Here is a 17,610-nt window from a genome sequence, read left to right as displayed (position 1 = left end):
TACAATCCGACATGCTCGAATACCGCACCTTCGGGGCGAACACGTATCTGCTCCAGACGGACGAGGGAACGCTCCTCGTAGACAGCGGCCTCGCAGGCACCCGCGAAAGGGTCCTGGCCTGGGCGCGGGCGTCGGGTGTCAAGGCCCTCTTTCTCACCCACCACCACCCCGACCACGCGGGCGGTGCCCGGCACCTGTGGGAGTCGCTGGGCCTGCCGATCTACGCGCACGCTCTCGACCTGCCGTACCTCACCGGGGAGACGCCGCGCCCGCCACTGCCCATACCTGTCCTCGGGCGCCTGCTCAACTTCCCGGTGCCGCCCGTGCCGCGTGCTGCCCTCCAAACGCTCGCCGAGGGCGACACGTTGATGGGCTGGCAGGTCATTCACCTTCCCGGGCACACGCCGGGGCAGATCGGGCTGCTGCGGGACGGCGTGCTCGTCGCCGCCGACGCGCTGGCCTCGCGGCGTGGTCAGGCGGCGATGGGTCCGGCCTTCCTCAGCGCCGACGTGGCGCAGGCCCAGCGCACGGTTCGCAAGATCGCCGATATCGCGCCGAGCGAGGTGTACGTCGGCCACGGCCCGGTAACGACGGGCCGGTCGGTGCGGGCACTGGCCGACCGGCTGGGCGTCTGATCAGGGACCTGGGAAACCTGACCGAACTTGCAAAGCTTCGCAGGAAAGGGGCTGTCCCGGCTGATTCAAAGGCCGTCTGCCCCCTGGCCTCCTGACGGCCGCAAAACGAAGGCGGAGGACAAGTTTCTCCTGTCCCCCGCCTTCTCCTTCCCGTCCTACACCTCTATCGGCACGTTCACGCCCAGTTCGGCGAGCACGGTGCGGATCGCCTGCGCGTCGATCCCTGCCCGCGCGTGGACGCTCTCGACGGTCGCGTGATCCTGGAACTCGTCGGGGATGCCCAGGACGCGCACCGGGGTCCGCAGGCCCATGGCGCTCAGCGCCTCCAGCACCGCGCTCCCGAAGCCGCCGACGACGGTGTTGTCCTCGACCGTGATCAGGGCGCGCGCCCTGGAAGCCACCTCGCGCAGCAGCGCCTCGTCGAGCGGCTTCACGAAGCGGGCGTTCACCACCCCGACGCCGGGAAGGTCGGCACTCGCCCGCAGCGCGTACTCCAGCGCCTTGCCGCCCGCCAGGATCACCACGTCGTCGCCTTCCCGCAGCCGCTCCCAGGTGCCCCACCTCAGGTCGGGCCACGTCCCCTCCGGCACCCGCTCGGTGTTGCCGCGCGGGTAGCGGAGGGCGAAGGGGCCGGGGCTCTCCTGCGCGGCCCTCAGCATCCCGCGCAGCTCGGCGGCGTCCTTGGGCAGGCCGACGCGCACGTTCGGGATGGACCGCAGGTAGCTCAGGTCGAAGACGCCGTTGTGGGTCGCCCCGTCCGCGCCCACGATGCCGCCCCGGTCGATGGCGAAGGTGACGTTCAGGTTCTCGATGGCGACGTCGTGCAGCACCTGATCGTAGGCCCGTTGCAGGAAGGTCGAGTAGATCGCCACGATGGGCCGCATCCCCTGGAGGGCCATCCCGGCGGCGGTCGTCACCGCCACGTCCTCCGCGATCCCCACGTCGAGATAGCGGTGCGGGTGGACCTGGCTGTACTTCACGAGGCCGCTGCCCTCGCGCATCGCGGGCGTGATCACGAAGGTGCGCGGGTCCTGCCTGGCGAGTTCCGTCACCGCGTCCCCGAAGGCCGCGCTCCACGAGTAGGCGTCACTCGGTTTGAACTCGCCCGTCGCCGGGTCGAACTTGCCCGGCCCGTGCCAGTAGATCGGATCGGCCTCCGCGTAGCTCAGGCCCTTGCCCTTTTTCGTCACGACGTGCAGGATGGTCGGCCCATCCAGATCGACCAGCCGCTCGATCAGCCACACGAGTTCCTGCACGTTGTGGCCGTCCACCGGGCCGACGTAGCGCACGCCCATCGCGGCGAAGGGGTTCACGCTCGCGGGGTCGAAGAAGTGGCGGGTGCTGCTCTTGGCCCGGCTCATGAAGTCGGCGAGCGGCTTGCTGACCGCCTGCACGGCCTTCTTCCCGGCGCCCTCGCCCTCCTGAAACCACTTCTGGACCTGGAGGCCGCGCATGAACTTGTTCAGGGCGCCCACGTTCTCGGAGATGCTCATCTCGTTGTCGTTGAGGACGATCAGCATCTTGCGGCCCATGTCGCCGATGGTGTTCAGCGCGGCGAGGGCCATCCCGCCCGTCAGCGACCCGTCCCCGATCACGGCGGCGACCTTGTGGTCTTGCCCCAGCGAGTCGCGGGCGAGCGCCATGCCGAGCGCGTTCGCAAGGCTCGTGCTCGCGTGCCCCACCGTGATCGCGTCGTGTTCGCTCTCGCTGACCTTGGTGAAACCGCTGAGGCCGCCCTCCTTCTTCACGGACGACATCCGCGAGCGGCGCCCGGTCAGCATCTTGTGCGCGTACGCCTGATGCCCCACGTCGAAGAGGATGCGGTCGCGCGGGGAGTTCAGGACGTAGTGCAGCGCCACGATCAGGTCGGTCGCGCCCAGAGAGCTCGCCAGGTGCAGGCCGCCCACCGAGCACACCCGCACGATCTCGCCCCGCAGCTCCTCCGCGAGGAGGGTGAGCTGGTCGCGCGCGAGGGTCTTGAGGTCTTCCGGGCTGTTCACCCGGTCGAGGAGCGGGGTTCGGCTCGCCGGGGACAGGCTGGAGGTGGTCGTCGGCTCGCTCATGGCTGGCCTCCCTTGGGGATGAGCTTAAGGACGGGGGGCCCTCCGAATGTCCCGCGGGGCACAGGCCCCTCAGCGCACATTGAAGTTCCTCCCGGTGAGGAGCAGCCCCTCGGGCGTCCGCACGTCCCCCACGAAGGGCGCGAACCACAGTTGCTGGGCCTGGGGAAAGAGGCCCCCCACGTCGTCGGTGATCTGGCGGGTGACGACCCACACGTCGAAACTTCCGCCCGGGGTGCTCACCCGGCGGCGGTCCTGCACGTCGTAGCGGTAGCGCAGGGTTCCTTGCGCCTGGACCTTGCCGTCGTCGCTCGTGATCGTCACGCGGCTCTCGCCCTGCCAGCCCAGACCCACCCGCCACGCGCTCTCGGCGGGGGCCTCCACCCAGGCGGGGTCGAGGCTGACGGTGACGCCCGGCTTGCGGAAGCCCAGCAGCCGCACGCCGCTGGCATCCACCCGCCGGTACCACGTCTGCTCGGCGCCGCGCCCGGTGAGCCCGGAGGCGAGGACGCTCTGCCCGGCGAAGACGGTGGGTCCGAGCCCCCGCAGGGTGTAGGGCACGCCGCCCGCCGCCTCCCCCTCGGGGAGGTAGGTCCAGGTGAGCCCCGTCTCCTGGGGATAAAAGGACACGCGGTTGACGGGGGTGCTGGCCTGGACGGGGGGTGCGCCCGTGGGGTTGGCGGCGGGCGCGCAGGCCCCCAGCGCCGCCGTCAGCGGAAGGGCGAGGAGGAGCAAGCGGCCTCGCATGTTCTGGAGGGTAAGGCAGGGCATCGGCCCCATTCTGTCAGCATTCCTGAAGTCTGGCTGACCGGAACCGCACGGGAAAAGGGAGAAAGGGCGCTGCGGGCGCCCCTTCCCGGTCAAGGCTCCGCGCCTCAACCCTGCTTGTCCCCGCCCTGCACGCGGGCCTTGAGGGCGGCGAAGGCGTCGTCGAGGTCACGGTCGCGGCCCAGGTTCGCCAATTGCGCGTCGATGTCGTTCTCCTCGCGCAGCTCGGTCATCGCCCGGTTGCGGTCCTCCATCCCGGCGACCTTGCGCTCCATCTCCTCGAAGGCGCCCATCGCGCTCCCCGCTTGGTCGAAGCCGCTCACCCGGTCGAGGGTCGCGCCCGCCTGGGCCGTCTTCTGCCGGGCGGCGAGCAGGGACTTGCGCGACTCCAGCTCGTCGATCTTGGCCTCCAGCGCGCGCAGTTGCGTCTTGAGCTGATCGACGGTGCTGCGCTGGACGGATACCTGCTCCTCGAACCCCCGGGCGAGGTCCTTGTGGTTTTGCGCGCGGCGCAGCGCCTCGCGGGCCAGCTCCTCGCTGCCGCCGCGCAGGGCCTCTTCGGCCTTCTTCTCGTACTCCTCGGAAAGGCGGCGGTTGGTGTTCGCCTCGCGCTCGAGTTTGGCGCCCTGGCTCATCGCGTCGGCCACCTCGGCCCGCGCCTCGCCGTAGGCGGCCCGCATGTCGCGCAGGGCCTGCTCGATGATCTTGGCGGGGTCCTCCGCGCGACTGATCATGTCGTTCACGTTGGCGCGCAGCAGTCTGGACAGTCGGTCGAGAATACTCATGGTGGGGTGTGCCTCCTTGGCGGTTATGATTACGCACCCTGCCCGCCCGAAGTTGCCCCTGGGCGCGACCCTCAAGGCAAGGTGAACGTGGGAAGGCGGCCAGCGGCCAGCCACCGGCAGGGGCTCGCGGCCCCAGGTCCGTCGCCACCCCGCGGGACGAGAGGGGAGGAGCCCTCCCGGACCCCTCCCCTCTGTTCTCCCTTCCGCTGCTGGCGGCTGGAAGCTGACCGCTCAGAACACGATGGGCTTGAGCCCCACGCTCGCCGTCCCGCACGCGACCGTCACGTTGGCTCCCGCCGGGGTCAGGGTGCAGCCCAGCGCGCGCAGTCCGGCGAGCGGGAAGATCAGGTTGCGCCCGTCGGTGGCCGGAAGCAGGGGCAACTCGACGCTGCCGTTCCCGAGCTGCGCGGTCTTTTGCCCGACGGTGACGGTCAGGGGCTGCCCGCTGGCGCCCAGCAGGCGGAACTTGCCCGATCCCAGCGAGGTCACGCTCACCACGCCGACGAGATCGCGACCCAGGACGTAGGGCTGGCCCTTCACGATCCCGACGGGCGCGGTGCTCGGCGAGGCCGCCTGGGCGACCGCCGGGTTCGCCGCGTCCACGACGACGAGGGTTTCGCGGTCCCCCAGCGCCGTCAGCAGCACGTAGGCGGCGACCGGGCCGTTCGGGGCGGAGGACACCAGCAGGGAACTGGCCTTGCCGCTCGGGGTCGACTTCCAGTCGCCGAGCGCGCGGGCGCCGAGCTTGCCGCGCACCAGGGGGCGCAGCGCGGCGGGGGCATTCTGCACGTACAGGCACACCGCCGAGGCCCCCACCCGCAGCGCCGCCGGGCAGGAGACGATCTGGCCCCGGACGGTGCCGCTGACCTCGACCGCGAGGCTGCTCGCCGCCTTGGTGGTCGCGGCGGACACGGACGCGGACGCGGCGGGCCGGGCCGGAGCCGCCGGGGTGGAGGCGGGGCGGGCGGGAGCGGCCGTGCCCTGGGCGCTGACGGCCCCCGAAAGGCCTGCCAGGAGCAGACCCGCGACGCGAAGCGTTTGGGAAACTTGAGGCATGGCGCCCATCCTACCCGCCTCCCATGAGCGCCGACTTTGAGCTTCTCACGTCGCTGGCCGCGCCCGCTGCCGGTCCTCCCACATGCCTCTGCGGCCCGGGCGGACCCGCACGGCGGCGGGACGGAGCGAGGGGCCGGGGTGAGCGCCGTCCTCGGGCGGGGGCGGGACAGACCGTGCCCCACCCCAGAACCGGGGCGCCGCGCTCACGGCCCGGTCTGTTTCCCCGCGCGGCGGCAAAGTGACAGCGCCCGGGCGACCTCGCGGGGTAGACTTGGGGGCGTGCTCTGGCTGCGGCTTGTTCTCATTTTGCTCGGTCTGCTCGCCGGTCTGGGGGTCGGCCGGGCGCTGGAAGGCGGCAGCGGCGACCCCGACCTGGCGCGGGTGAATACCCTCAGCCTGGGGCTGGCGGGGGCGCTCGCCGCCCTGCTGCTCGCTCCCCGCGCCGAACGTCTCGCCGCCGGATGGGTGGGCAGGCTGGGGCGCTGGTACGCCGGGCTCTCTCCCCGGCGGGTGGCGGCGGCCACCTTCGGGCTGATGGTCGCCCTGCTCCTGAGCGTGCTGCTCGGGAGTCTGCTGCGCGGCCTGCCCTTTTCGACCTGGCTGTGGAGCGTCCTCGCCACCCTGCTGCTCGCGGCCTTTTTCGTGCCCTTTGCCCTGCGCCACGAAGGCGCCTTCGCGCCCCTCGCCCTGCCGCCCGCCCGGCGCCCCGCCGGGGGCAAGCTGCTCGACACCAACGTCATCATCGACGGACGCATCCTCGACCTCGCCCGCAGCGGCTTTCTGGAGGGTGAGCTGATCGTGCCCGGCTTCGTGCTGCGCGAGTTGCAGCTTCTCGCCGACCACGGCGACCCCCAGAAACGCACGCGCGGCAAACGCGGCCTCGCCGTGCTGGAGGAGTTGCGCGAGGCCCGCCCCCTGCGCGTCGAGGACTGGGACGACCCGACCCTTTCCACCGTGGACGACAAGCTCGTGCGCCTCGCCCGCCAGACGGGGGCCGCCCTCCTCTCGAACGACGGCAACCTCGGCAAGATCGCCCGGCTGCACGGCCTCACGGTCCTGAGCCTGCACGCCCTCGCCGTGGCCCTGAGACCCCAGGTCCAGGCCGGGGACTACCTCACCGTCACGGTCACGAAGAACGGGCAGCAGCAGGGTCAGGGGGTCGGCTACCTGGAAGACGGCACGATGGTCGTGGTCGAGGACGGCCTGAAGTACCGCGGCAAGCCCACCCGCGTCCTCGTGGTGAACAACGTGCAGACCAACGTGGGCCGCATGATCTTCGCGCGGGCGGAGAAAAGCGACGCGGCGTGACGGCGGGGGCGTTTGAAAAGACGCCTGGGTGACGAGACGGTCTCCGGAGCAGAGGTGAGGAGGGGGTGTGCGGGCACCCCGTCCCAGGGTCAGTCAGAAGGTCGCGGCCACTCTCTGCTGGCCGTGCGGGTGGGGCGGTTGCGGCTTCCCCCTCTGCAAACTGCTTCGCGAGGCTCGCGGTGCGGGCTGTGTCCGTCTCCCACGAGGGGGTGTCAACCCCAGTCCCTCGCCCTCACACGGTGACGGGTTCGACCGTCACGCCCATCGTGCCGGGGCCGGTGTGGGTGGCGATCACGGCGCCGATCTGGTGGTCGCCGAGGTCGGTGAAGGTCACGCCCTCCAGTCCGGCGCGGATTTCCCGGACGTACTCCTCGCCGCCCAGAGTCGCCAGAAAGGCCACCCGCACCTCGCCGTGCGCGGAGGCATAGGTGCGGACGTGATCCACGATGTCCGCGACCGCCTTCTTGTGCCCGCGCACCCGCCCGGCGGACTCGACCCGCCCGTCCTTGACCGTCAGGATCGGCTTGATGTTGAGCAGGCTCCCGAGCAGGGCCTGCGCGCCCCCGATGCGCCCGTTGATCCGCAGGAAGTCGAGGGTGTCCACCGTGAAGCGGATGTTGGCGACCGCCGCGACCCGTTCCAGCTCGGCGACGATCTCGGCGCTGTTTCGACCCTCGCGGGCCCGGTCGGCGGCGCGCAGGGCCATCATCCCGAGGGTCAGGCTCGCCGAGCGGCTGTCCACCACCGTCACCCGGCCTCCGAAGTCCTGGGCCGCCAGCCGCGCGCTGCCCACCGTGCCCGAGAGCTGCCCGCTGATGTGGACGCTGATCACCTCGTCGGCCGCCGAAAGCGCCTCCCCGTACACGGCGGCGAACTCGGCGGGGCTGGGCTGTGACGTGCTGGGCGTCTTCTTGCCCTCCTTCAGGCCCCGGAAGAGGTCGGCGGGGGTGATGTCGATGCCGTCTTTGTGCATCTTGCCGTCGAACAGCACGTACAGCGGCACGCTCCGGATGCCGTGCTGTTCGCGCAGCGCGGGTGCGAGGTCGCTGGTCGAGTCCGTCACGATGGCGATGGTCATGGCCCGATCTTACCGCGACGGTGACGGCCCTCCCTGACGCGCAGGAACCGCTCGTCAGGGCAAAAGATGGACGGGGGTGAGGGTGCCCCCGTCCAGTCCCGCGCCCCTCCGGTCAGCCCCCGGTGTACTGGATGCGGTAGACCCGCCCCTCGCCGTCGTCGGTCAGCAGCAGCGAGCCGTCCCGCGCCACCACGAGGTCCACCGGGCGGCCCAGCACGTTTTGCCCACGCAGGAAGCCCGTCAGGAAGTCGGTCACCTTGCCCGTCTGCGGGTCGACCGTCACGACCTTGTAGCCGCTCTTGGTGCTGCGGTTCCACGAGCCGTGGAGGGCGGCGAACATCTTGCCCCGGTAATTCTGCGGAAAGGTCTGGCCGTCGTAGAAGGTCAGGCCCAGCGGCGCCGAGTGCGCGGTCGTCAGGGCGAAGGCGGGTGTGGCCCCCCCGCACACGCTCGCGTTTTTGCGCCCGAAGTCCTTGTCCCACACCTGGGGCTGGCCGGGCCGCGTCGTGTAGCAGTACGGCCAGCCGTAGAAGCCGCCCGCCTTCGTCCGGTAGAAGCCCTCGGGCGGAATGTTGTCCCCGAGCATGTCGCGCCCGTTGTTGGTCGCGTAGAGGGCGCCGCCGTACCACTCCAGGCCGACCGCGTTCCGCAGGCCGGTCGCGTAGGGTTTGCCGTTCTTGCCGTCCGCGTCGTAGACCCACACGGCGGCGCGGCGCTTGTCGCCCTCCTCGCAGACGTTGCAGGTGGAGCCCGTCGAGACGTACATCTTCCCGTCCGGCCCGAAGACGACCGTGCGTGTCCAGTGCCCGCCGTTGGGGGGCAGGCTGACGATCTGTTGCGCCGCCCCGCTCGCCCTCGTCTGGCCCGTCTGGTAGGCGAAGCGCACCACCCCGTCCGTGTTCGCCACGTAGAGGGCCCCGTTCTGGAAGGCGAGGCCGTGCGGACGGTTAAGGCCCGAGGCGAAGACCGTCTTGCCGTCGGCCCGCCCGTTCGCGTCCCGGTCGGGCAGCACGGTCACGGTCCCGGCGCGCGGGTCCGACACGAACACGTCCCCGTTCGGCGCCACTGCCATGAAGCGCGGCTGCCCGAAGCCCTCGGCGAAGACCGTCACCTTGAAGCCGTCCGGCACCTGGAGGTCCGGCGTCTGCGCCCCCGCCCCGCCCGCGAGGAGCAGGCCAGCCGCGACCAGCCACCCTTTCGTTCTGCTCAGCATGAAAAAAGTCGAGCATACCGGGGTGAGAACAGACGGGGAGGAGGATGAGGGCGGGTCAGAACCGTCCGGGCATTCCGGCGGCGAGCTGAACGAGGGCGGCGATTAGGACCACGAGCAGGACGGCCTGCGAGAAGGTCAGGCCCACACCCGCGATACCGCGGGCCCTCTGCGGGTGCGTGTCCCGGAACCACAAGAACGCCAGGCGCCCAGACGAGCAGCAGCGGTGGGAAGAACAGCGGCGGCACGAGCGGCTGGCTGGAGGGGAGGGAAGACGGCCCAGCCTCCCGGCTCATTGAGCCCCCGTCTCCGCGTACCCGAACCGCGCCCCCAGCTCCTCCAGGTGCTGGAAGAACTCCGGGTAGCTCTTGCGGATGTGGTGCGCGCCCGTGATGCGGACGGGCGCCTCCGCCCGCAGGCCGAGCAACGTGAGCAGCATGATCATCCGGTGGTCGCCGTGCCCGTCGGCGGTGACCCCACCGGGGATTCGCGGCGTGCCCGTCACGGTCAGACTGTTTCTTGTCTCGCCCGCCGTCACCCCCAGCCGCTCCAGTTCCCGCCGTGTGTCGCTGATGCGGTCGCATTCCTTGAGGCGAAGCGTCTCCACATTCTCCCAGGTCGTCGTGCCCTGCGCCGAGGCGGCGGCGGCGGTGAGGGCCTGCACGGCGTCGGTGAAGCCGTCCCCGTCGCGGGTGACCGCGTGCAGGGGCCGCCCGCCGCGCACGGTCACCCGGTCCCCCTCGTGCACGAGGTCGGCTCCCATCTCGCGCAGCACGTCCACGGCCTCGCGCTCGCCCTGGAGGTCGTTCGCCCGCAGGTTCGTGACCGTCACCTCGCCGGGGAGGAGGGCGGCGGCGGCCAGGATCGCCGCGCTGCCGGGGTAGTCGCCGGGCACGAGCACGCGGCCCGCCTGGTACGTCTGCCCGCCGGGGATGGTGACGCGGCTCAGGTCAGCGCTCGCGCTCGCCGTGACCCCGAACGCCGCGAGGGTGTCGAGGGTCTGCCGCAGCGGCGCGTGGCTCTTGATCTCGCCCGTGAGCCTCAGATCGAGCCCGTCCGGCAGCAATGGCGCGAGGAACATCAACGCCGAGGCGTACTGGCTGGAGCGTTCCGCGCCGACCTGCACCAGCCCGCCGCGCACCGGGCCGCTGATCGTGACGGGCAACTTGCCGTCCCGGCTGGTCACCCGCGCTCCCAGCCGCTCCAGCGCCTCCAACAAATCACCTTGTGGCCGCCGACCCAGCGAGTCGGCGTGGTCGGTGACGAAAGTCGTGCCCTCGGTCAGCGCCGCGACCCCCATCAGGAACCGGGCGACGGCGCCCGCGTTGCCGGGGTCGAGGGTCACGCCCGCACGGGGATGGGCGCCGAAGCCACGCACGACGGCATCTTCCCCGAGCCGCTCCACGCCCGCGCCCCAGTCGCGCAGGCAGCGAATCATCGCCTCCGCGTCCTCGCTCGTCGCCACGCCGACCACGCGGGTCTCTCCCTGGGCCAGGGCCGCCGCGAGGAGATACCGGGTCGTGTAGTTCTTGCTCGGCTGTGCCCGCAATTCCCCGCGCAACTCGCGGGCGGGATGGACGATCACGTCGAAGCGTTCGGGCAGGCCGCCTTGGGTCATGGAGAGGAGGCTAGCGCCGTGCCGTCCACGAGAAGGACGAGGCTTCAAGACAAGCCGTGCCGCCCCCGCATCCCGGCATTGAAGCTGGCCGACCCGCCGCGCGGAATGCTCAGCGTCTCCCACCCTTCCCCGCGCAAAGTCTTGACGAGGAAAACGAGCTGGTAGACGTGCCCGCTGTAGTGCGCCACCTGGCGCTGGATGGCCGCCAGCACGGTATGCGCCTCGCCCCGGATGGTCAGCGTCCGGGTGAGGTCGGCGGGCCCTAGATGGTCCAGGGCGTCCAGAAACACGGCCCAGCCGTCCTCCCACTCGGCGCGCAACTCGGTCAGGCTCAGCTCGCTCTCCTCGAACTCGGCATCCCGGTCACGGCTGCCCGTCTCGCCTTCCATGCCCGCCGCGTACCCCGACCGCAGGCCGCCCCAGCGCGAGCGCATATTTCCGGCGAGGTGCCGCACGAGGACCCCGGCGCTGTTCCCGCCCGGCGAGAGCACCACGCCCACCTCGTCCTCCCGCAGTTGGGCGAGGGCGCCCTCGCCGAGCGCCTTCACGCCACGCATCCGCCCGCGTACGTCGGAGAGGTACAGCTCTGCAAGGTCCATGCCCGGAGCCTACTCCGTCCATCAAGGCGCCACGCGGGCCACCCGTCCGCCCTCCAGCGTCAGCGTGGCCGCCAGCCGCCCGTTCTCTACCCGCACCACGCACCGCTCGACGTTGGAGGGCGGCCGACGGCCCAGCACCTCGGCGCAGTTCACCCCGGCGGGGGTAATCGGTGTCAGGCCGCGTTGCTGCGCTGCCCGCACGGCCTCCAGCCCGTAGTCGCGTGCTGTCCGTCCCTGCCAGGAGAAGTAGGTCACCAGGATTCCGACGAGCGCAAGAAAGGCCACGAGAATCCACACGAAGGTCCGCATGGCGCGCAGGCTACCGCAGGGGCCACAACGGCAAGGGCCGCGCCAGGAGGAGGGGGACGGCGCGGCCCGGGGACACGAGCGGGAAGCATCGGGGGGCTCCTTGACCGCTCGGCCGTCATTCTGGGCGGCGAATCTGACGCGGGCGTGACCGGGCCGGACCGGGGGCACGGGGTACACTGGCTCCCGACATGAGCCGAATCATCATCATCGGGGCGGGCGGCGTGGGCAACGTCGTCGCCAAGAAGTGCGCCCAGAACGACGAAGTGTTCACCGAGGTCCTGCTCGCCAGCCGCACGGTGGGCAAGTGCGACAAGATCGTCGCCGAGATTCACGAGCACTTCCCCCAGAGCAAGGCGAAGTTCACGACCGCCGCCGTGGACGCCGACAACGTGCCCGAACTCGTGGCGCTGATCCGCTCCTTCCAGCCGGAACTGGTCATCAACGTGGCCCTGCCCTACCAGGACCTCACGATCATGGACGCGTGCCTGGAAACGGGCGTGCATTACCTTGACACCGCCAACTACGAGCCGCGCGACGAGGCCAAGTTCGAGTACCACTGGCAGTGGGCCTACCGCGAACGCTTCGAGAGAGCGGGGCTGATGGCGCTGCTCGGCTGCGGCTTCGACCCCGGCGCCACGAACGTCTTCACGGCGCACCACGCCAAGCACCACTTCGAGGAAATCCATTACCTCGACATCGTGGACTGCAACAACGGCAACCACGGCAAGGCGTTCGCCACCAATTTCAACCCGGAAATCAACATCCGCGAGATCACCGCGAACGGGCGCTACTGGGAAAACGGCGGGTGGGTCGAAACTCAGCCCCTCGAAATCTCGCAGGACATCTACTACCCCAACGTGGCGACCCGCAAGAGCTTCGTCCTCTACCACGAGGAACTCGAATCGCTCGTCGTCAACTTCCCGACCATCAAGCGGGCCCGCTTCTGGATGACCTTCGGGGAAGCCTACATCAAGCACCTCACCGTGCTGGAGGCGGTGGGCATGACGAGCATCGAGCCCATCAACTTCCGCGGACAGCAGATCGCGCCCATCGAGTTCCTCAAGGCCGTGCTCCCCGCCCCCGAGTCGCTGGCGGCGAACTATACCGGGCAGACCTGCATCGGCGTGCAGGCGCGCGGCATCGGCAAGGACGGCGAGCCGAACAAGGTCCACTTCGTCTACAACGTCAAGGACCACGCCGAATGCTACCGCGAGGTGCAGGCGCAGGGCGTCTCGTACACGACCGGCGTGCCCGCCATGATCGGCGCGATGCTGATGCTGCAAAAGACGTGGTTCAAACCCGGCGTCTACAACGTCGAGGAGTTCGACCCCGACCCCTTCATCGCCGGGATGAACAGGTGGGGCCTGCCGGTGGACGAACTGGGCGGCATTCAGCTCGTGTTGGACTGAAGCCGGATGTCAAGAGGGGGCGTGGCCGCGTGGGTCCGCCCCCTTTCTTCCGAGGGAGGGGGTTATTCCGCCGCGTCCACCCGCGCGAGTTCGGCGCTGATCGCCTCGTCCAGCTTTTCCCGCACCTCCGGGTAGGAGAGGGCTACCGTCGCCCCCGCCGCCGGGACATGTCCGCCCCCGCCGAGCGCGACGGCGATGTTCTGCGCGCTGACGGGCCCCCGCGAGCGCAGGGAGAGCTTCACCCGGTCGCCGTAGTCCTTGGCGATGACGGCGAGTTCGGCGCCCTCCGCGCTGCGCAGCAGACCCGAGTACGACTCCACGTCCTCCCAGCTCGCGCCCGCCCGCGTGAGCATGGCGTCGTCCACCCGGGCGAGGACCACCCGCCCGCCGTGCAGGAATTCGAGGGTGCCCAGCACCTCGCGCAGCAGCAGGTAATAGGTGCGCGGGTTCTGGCCGAGTTGGTCGTTCAGCCAGCCGAGTCTTGCGCCGTGAGAAAGGAGCCGGGCGGCGGTCTCGAAGGTCGCCGGGGTCACGCTACTGAAGCGGAACGAGCCCGTGTCCGTGATCATGCCGAGCATCAAGGGGGTGGCAATCGCCTCCGACCACGGCGCCCCCAACTCGTCCACAAGGTCGGCGACCATCATCGCGGTCGCGGGCTGGGCGGGGTCCACCATCAGCGCCGTCGCCTGCCTGCGGTTGGTGCCGTGGTGGTCCACGTTGACGACCCCGCCCGTGAAGGTGGTCAGGTCGGCGCCCGCCACCCGCGCCGGGTCGTTGTTGTCCACGTCGAGGACGGCGGCGAGGGCGTTCTCGGGCCATTCGGTCAGCGGCTCACTCAGCTCTCCGGGCTCGGGCAGGAAGCGCAGGTAGCGGGGCACGTCCATCGGGGCGATCACCGTCTTGCCCATCGCCCGCAGCGCCCGCGCGAGGCCGAGGACGCTGCCCAGCGCGTCGCCGTCGGGGTTCTCGTGGCTGAGCACGACGAGGGGGCCGGGGTGGTTCTGGAGTTTGGCCGCGACCGCCGCGACGTCCTGAGCGTAGTTCGAGGCGACGTCATTCATGGCGGGAGTATAGGCGGGGTGGTCAATCGTGGCCGTGGGCCTTCCCCCGCACAGGAGCGACGTTATGCTGCCGGGATGCCCGCCCGGCTCAACCTCTGCGCCCTAACTGCCGACGAGCTGGAAACGCTGCTCGGCGAGGGGGCCGCGCAGGGAAGACTTCCCGACGTGAACCGCGCCCGCCTGGAGGGCCGCCCGCTGCCCGGCCCGCCCATCCACACGGCCCTGACCTTCGAGGCCCTGGAGGAACGCGCCTGGGGGGCCACGCCTGAGCAGGCCCGCACGCTCGCCGCCCTCGATACCGAATTGCGGGAGAGCGGGGCCGAGCCGCTCGGCGTGTACTACGCGCCCACCCTTCCCGAGTCGCGCCACCTGCGCGCCTACCTGTGGGGCCCCGACGTGGCCTTCGCCCTGCGCTGGAGCGAGACGCCCGACTCGCCCCGCCCGGCCCCACCGCTCGTGCAGGCCGTGACCTGGCTGCGTGACCGGGCGAGCGGCGTCGCCTGCGTCCTGAGCACGACCGCCGAGCCCTCCGCCCCCGCCCTCAGCGAGGAGGTGGACGTGCGGGTCCTGCCCGGAGCCAGCTCGTCCGAACTGCTCACCGCCCACCGCGCGAGTGTGGTGCGTCACGGTCGCGGCGGCAAACTGGCGGGCGAGGGCGGCTGGGTGCGCGCCTGGCAGGAACTCCACGCCCTGAACGTCGTCGCCTGGATACGCCGGGGCCTGCTGCTGGAGGACTGAGAGGCCCGTCCGTCTGCACAGCCGCCTGCCGGGTTGAGGAACGCTGCGCCAGAATCGGCCCATGACCGATTCGACCCGGGCCTACCATCACGTCGCCTTCGACTGGGGCGGCGTCTTCACCATCGGGACCTTCGACGGGCGCTCCACCCAGAACGTCGCCGACCGAAGCGGTGTGCCCGTCGAGCGCGTGCGGGAGAGTTACTTCCGGCACGTCCGGCAACTGGAGGTCGGCGAGTGGACCCTGCCGCAGTTCTGGGCCGTCATGCAGGAGGAGACGGGCGTCAGGCTGCCCTACGACGAGTTCGAGGCCCTGTACCTCGGCAGCGTCCACGACAACCTCCCGATGTACGCCACCCTCGCCGCGCTGCCCCGCTCGGTCCGGGTCGGCCTGCTGAGCAACAACTATCCCGTCGTCAGCGACCACCTGCGCCGCGACCCGCGCTTCGCCCGCTTCGACGCCCTGGTCTTCAGCAACGAGCTGCGGCAGAAAAAGCCTCACCCCGACGCCTTCTCCGCCCTGCAAGGCGCGATGGGGGTGCCCGCCGCCCAGGTCGCCTTCGTGGACGACGTGGAAGAGAACATCGACGCGGCGCGGGTCGCGGGCTTCCACGGCCTGCTCTACCACCACGACCGCCACGCCGAGTTCGAGCGTGAACTGGAGGCGTGGCTGGGCGTGGGCGTCAGGGTCTGAACCCCGCCCTTCCCAGCGTCCCATCTCCCCGGCGAGGTGGGGCATTCCTCTTTGTGGCCTCTGGTGGTGTACCTGCCGAAGTGGTGTACCCCGCCGCGCCGCGAGTACACCACCCCGGCGGCGGGGTCGCCTCGCCCACAATGGCCTCATTCGTCACCGGGGCCGAGCGCCCCACCGCCGTTCCCGCCGACCTGCCTCACAGGCAGGACAGCCTCTCACACCCCTTAGGAGCCCACCATGACCCCCACCCCCCGCACGCACGCCGAGATTCTGGAAAAGACCTGGAAGACCGAGGAGCGCTGGCAGGGCATCCGGCGCAACTACTCCGCCGATGAGGTGGTGCGGCTGCGCGGCAGCCTGCCCGTCGAGCACACCCTCGCCAAGCACGGGGCGCAGAAGCTCTGGCGGCTGATGAAGGAAGAACCCTTCGTGAACGCCCTCGGCGCGCTGACGGGCAACCAGGCGATGCAGCAGGTGAAGGCGGGACTCAAGGCGATCTACCTCAGCGGCTGGCAGGTGGCCGCCGACGCCAACAACGCCGGGCAGATGTACCCCGACCAGAGCCTTTACCCGGCGTCCTCGGTGCCGGACGTGGTGCGGCGGATCAACCACACCCTGCGGCGGGCCGACCAGATTCAGCACGCCGAGGGCAGGGGCGACGTGGACTACTTCGTGCCCATCGTCGCTGACGCGGAGGCGGGCTTCGGCGGCCCCCTGAACGCCTTCGAACTCATGAAGGCGATGATCGAGGCGGGCGCGGCGGGCGTCCACTTCGAGGACCAGCTCGCCTCCGAGAAGAAGTGCGGCCACCTGGGCGGCAAGGTGCTCGTGCCCACCTCCCAGTTCATCCGCACGCTCAACGCCGCCCGCCTCGCCGCCGACGTGTCCGGCGTGCCCACCGTCCTGATCGCCCGCACCGACGCGGACGCCGCCAACCTCCTCACCAGCGACATCGACGACAACGACAGGCCCTTCACGACGGGCGAGCGCACCCCGGAGGGCTTTTTCTACGTCCGCCCCGGCATCGAGCAGGCGATCAGCCGCGCGCTGGCCTACGCCCCCTACGCCGACGTGATCTGGTGCGAGACGAGCGTTCCCAACCTCGAAGACGCGCGGCGCTTCGCCGAGGCCGTCCACGCCAGGTTCCCCGGCAAGCTCCTCGCGTACAACTGCTCGCCGTCGTTCAACTGGCGGAAGAACCTCGACGACGAGACCATCGCCCGCTTCCAGCGCGAACTGGGCGCGATGGGCTACAAGTTCCAGTTCATCACGCTGGCGGGCTTTCACTCGCTGAACTACTCGATGTTCGAGCTGGCCCACGGCTACGCCCGCAAGCAGATGAGCGCCTTCGTCGAGCTTCAGGAAAAGGAGTTCGCCGCCCAGGACCGGGGCTTCACCGCCGTCAAGCACCAGCGCGAGGTCGGCACCGGCTACTTCGATCTCGTCGCCAACGCGGCGGGCGGCGGCCAGAGCAGCACGACGGCGCTGGCGGGGAGCACCGAGGCGCAGCAGTTCGCGGCGGCGCACGACTGAGGGGAAGCGGCCCGCCGCCAGACATGACAGGCAGAGGGGGAGGGCCAGGAAGGTTCTCCCCCTCTGCGTTTTATGGGGCGATGACCAGCCGTTCCACATCCGCCCCAAGTCGCCGGAAGTGCCTGGGGTTCAAGGTGACGAGGGCTGACGCGCCTGCTTGAAGTGCCGCTTCAGCGATCAGGGTGTCGTAGATCGCGCCGCCCTGTAAGGCCAAGTCCCGGCACCGCTCGGCGGCGCGAAGGTAGTGGGCTGGGGTCAGCAGAAGGACGGTCCAGTTTTGCTCGAGGGTGGACAGAAGACGAACAGCCTGTACCGCTGGCAGGCGAATCTGTGGGCTGGCCGTGATGATCGCGTAACACTCTGCAAGGCTGTGAGCACAAAGTGCGGGGTGCTCTGCCCGTGCGAGCTGTTGGGAGGCCTACCCGAACTGCTCGTGGGTTAAGGTGTTGGCGGCAACGATAGCGCTGGTATCAAAAACGGTGATCACAGGTCGAGGAGGTCCCTGAGCCGCTGCTGGCGCATTTCCTCAACGAGATCGATGTCCGCCTTGATCGGCTGCGCGGTCATGATGACCAAACGGCCTTCGAACTCCACCAGTTCCGCCTCGGCTACCTGGGGACGCAGGACCAGCCGCCCCCCCTCCACCTCGGCGTCCAATGTCTCACCGGGCCGCAGGCCTAACGCCTCCCGAAGTTCCTGGGGGATCAGGACCCGGCCCTGCTCGTCCATCTGGAGGTGAGCGGTCATACCCC

The 17,610-nt window shown here is 70.3% G+C and carries 17 protein-coding genes and 1 pseudogene; 6 read left to right on the top strand and 12 right to left on the bottom strand.

Features of this window, described 5'->3' with window-relative positions:
- Nucleotides 1-11: 11 nt before the first annotated feature.
- Nucleotides 12-635 (top strand): MBL fold metallo-hydrolase, encoded by a 624-nt coding sequence (locus tag IC605_RS03350; protein ID WP_216319012.1) that lies wholly within the window; start codon nt 12-14, stop codon nt 633-635.
- A gap of 155 nt (nt 636-790) precedes the next feature.
- Here the strand turns inward: IC605_RS03350 and dxs are convergent, their stop codons facing one another.
- From dxs to IC605_RS03330, 4 genes are all read right to left on the bottom strand, one after another.
- Complete coding sequence (gene dxs, locus IC605_RS03345) at nt 791-2,698, bottom strand: 1-deoxy-D-xylulose-5-phosphate synthase (protein ID WP_216319008.1); 1,908 nt, start codon at nt 2,696-2,698, stop codon at nt 791-793.
- 69 nt (nt 2,699-2,767) lie between these two features.
- A complete protein-coding gene (locus tag IC605_RS03340; protein ID WP_216319004.1) occupies nt 2,768-3,442 on the bottom strand; it encodes a hypothetical protein in 675 nt (224 codons plus the stop codon).
- Between the two features lie 128 nt (nt 3,443-3,570).
- Complete coding sequence (locus IC605_RS03335) at nt 3,571-4,248, bottom strand: PspA/IM30 family protein (RefSeq protein WP_216319001.1); 678 nt, start codon at nt 4,246-4,248, stop codon at nt 3,571-3,573.
- Between the two features lie 231 nt (nt 4,249-4,479).
- The gene (locus IC605_RS03330; protein WP_216318999.1) at nt 4,480-5,304 is read right to left on the bottom strand and encodes a hypothetical protein; all 825 of its coding nucleotides are present in this window, start codon (nt 5,302-5,304) and stop codon (nt 4,480-4,482) included.
- 279 nt (nt 5,305-5,583) lie between these two features.
- Between IC605_RS03330 and IC605_RS03325 the strand changes: the two genes are divergently transcribed.
- A complete protein-coding gene (locus tag IC605_RS03325) occupies nt 5,584-6,612 on the top strand; it encodes a PIN/TRAM domain-containing protein (RefSeq protein WP_216318995.1) in 1,029 nt (342 codons plus the stop codon).
- A gap of 232 nt (nt 6,613-6,844) precedes the next feature.
- Here IC605_RS03325 and IC605_RS03320 read toward each other — a convergent pair whose 3' ends face one another.
- The 5 genes from IC605_RS03320 to IC605_RS03295 all read right to left on the bottom strand — a co-directional run bounded on the left by IC605_RS03320 (nt 6,845) and on the right by IC605_RS03295 (nt 11,426).
- The gene (locus tag IC605_RS03320) at nt 6,845-7,690 is read right to left on the bottom strand and encodes a DegV family protein (protein ID WP_216318991.1); all 846 of its coding nucleotides are present in this window, start codon (nt 7,688-7,690) and stop codon (nt 6,845-6,847) included.
- 112 nt (nt 7,691-7,802) lie between these two features.
- A complete protein-coding gene (locus IC605_RS03315; protein ID WP_216318988.1) occupies nt 7,803-8,903 on the bottom strand; it encodes a PQQ-dependent sugar dehydrogenase in 1,101 nt (366 codons plus the stop codon).
- 289 nt (nt 8,904-9,192) lie between these two features.
- Nucleotides 9,193-10,518, bottom strand: coding sequence for a 3-phosphoshikimate 1-carboxyvinyltransferase (gene aroA / locus IC605_RS03305; protein WP_216318986.1), 1,326 nt, complete (start codon nt 10,516-10,518; stop codon nt 9,193-9,195).
- Nucleotides 10,519-10,562: 44 nt separating this feature from the next.
- The gene (locus tag IC605_RS03300; protein ID WP_216318982.1) at nt 10,563-11,117 is read right to left on the bottom strand and encodes a DUF1572 family protein; all 555 of its coding nucleotides are present in this window, start codon (nt 11,115-11,117) and stop codon (nt 10,563-10,565) included.
- A 21-nt stretch (nt 11,118-11,138) separates the two neighbouring features.
- Entirely contained in the window at nt 11,139-11,426 is a 288-nt protein-coding gene (locus tag IC605_RS03295) for a hypothetical protein (RefSeq protein WP_216318979.1), read from the bottom strand.
- A 188-nt stretch (nt 11,427-11,614) separates the two neighbouring features.
- Between IC605_RS03295 and IC605_RS03290 the strand changes: the two genes are divergently transcribed.
- Nucleotides 11,615-12,835 (top strand): saccharopine dehydrogenase family protein, encoded by a 1,221-nt coding sequence (locus tag IC605_RS03290; protein ID WP_216318975.1) that lies wholly within the window; start codon nt 11,615-11,617, stop codon nt 12,833-12,835.
- A gap of 62 nt (nt 12,836-12,897) precedes the next feature.
- On the opposite strand, the gene IC605_RS03285 is transcribed toward IC605_RS03290, so the two are convergent.
- Nucleotides 12,898-13,896: a DHH family phosphoesterase gene (locus IC605_RS03285; protein WP_216318972.1), complete on the bottom strand. Its 999-nt coding sequence runs from the start codon at nt 13,894-13,896 to the stop codon at nt 12,898-12,900.
- Nucleotides 13,897-13,971: 75 nt separating this feature from the next.
- Here IC605_RS03285 and IC605_RS03280 point away from each other — a divergent pair, with 75 nt between their 5' ends.
- The 3 genes from IC605_RS03280 to aceA all read left to right on the top strand — a co-directional run bounded on the left by IC605_RS03280 (nt 13,972) and on the right by aceA (nt 16,858).
- Nucleotides 13,972-14,634 carry a hypothetical protein gene (locus IC605_RS03280; RefSeq protein ID WP_216318968.1) on the top strand — a complete coding sequence of 221 codons (663 nt, stop codon included), beginning with the start codon at nt 13,972-13,974 and terminating at the stop codon, nt 14,632-14,634.
- Between the two features lie 61 nt (nt 14,635-14,695).
- On the top strand, nt 14,696-15,325 hold the full coding sequence (locus IC605_RS03275; RefSeq protein ID WP_216318965.1) for an HAD family hydrolase: 630 nt from the start codon (nt 14,696-14,698) through the stop codon (nt 15,323-15,325).
- Nucleotides 15,326-15,562: 237 nt separating this feature from the next.
- On the top strand, nt 15,563-16,858 hold the full coding sequence (gene aceA, locus IC605_RS03270; protein ID WP_216318962.1) for an isocitrate lyase: 1,296 nt from the start codon (nt 15,563-15,565) through the stop codon (nt 16,856-16,858).
- A gap of 70 nt (nt 16,859-16,928) precedes the next feature.
- On the opposite strand, the pseudogene IC605_RS25530 reads toward aceA, so the two are convergent.
- Nucleotides 16,929-17,258, bottom strand: a pseudogene (locus IC605_RS25530) (type II toxin-antitoxin system VapC family toxin); the annotation flags it as partial.
- A gap of 83 nt (nt 17,259-17,341) precedes the next feature.
- Nucleotides 17,342-17,605, bottom strand: coding sequence for an AbrB/MazE/SpoVT family DNA-binding domain-containing protein (locus IC605_RS03260; protein ID WP_216318959.1), 264 nt, complete (start codon nt 17,603-17,605; stop codon nt 17,342-17,344).
- Nucleotides 17,606-17,610: the final 5 nt, after the last annotated feature.

The sequence above is a fragment of the Deinococcus aestuarii genome, from assembly GCF_018863415.1.
Classification (GTDB): domain Bacteria; phylum Deinococcota; class Deinococci; order Deinococcales; family Deinococcaceae; genus Deinococcus; species Deinococcus aestuarii.
Note: the sequence above shows the minus strand (reverse complement) of the source record. Positions and strands in the feature narration are given on the sequence as shown.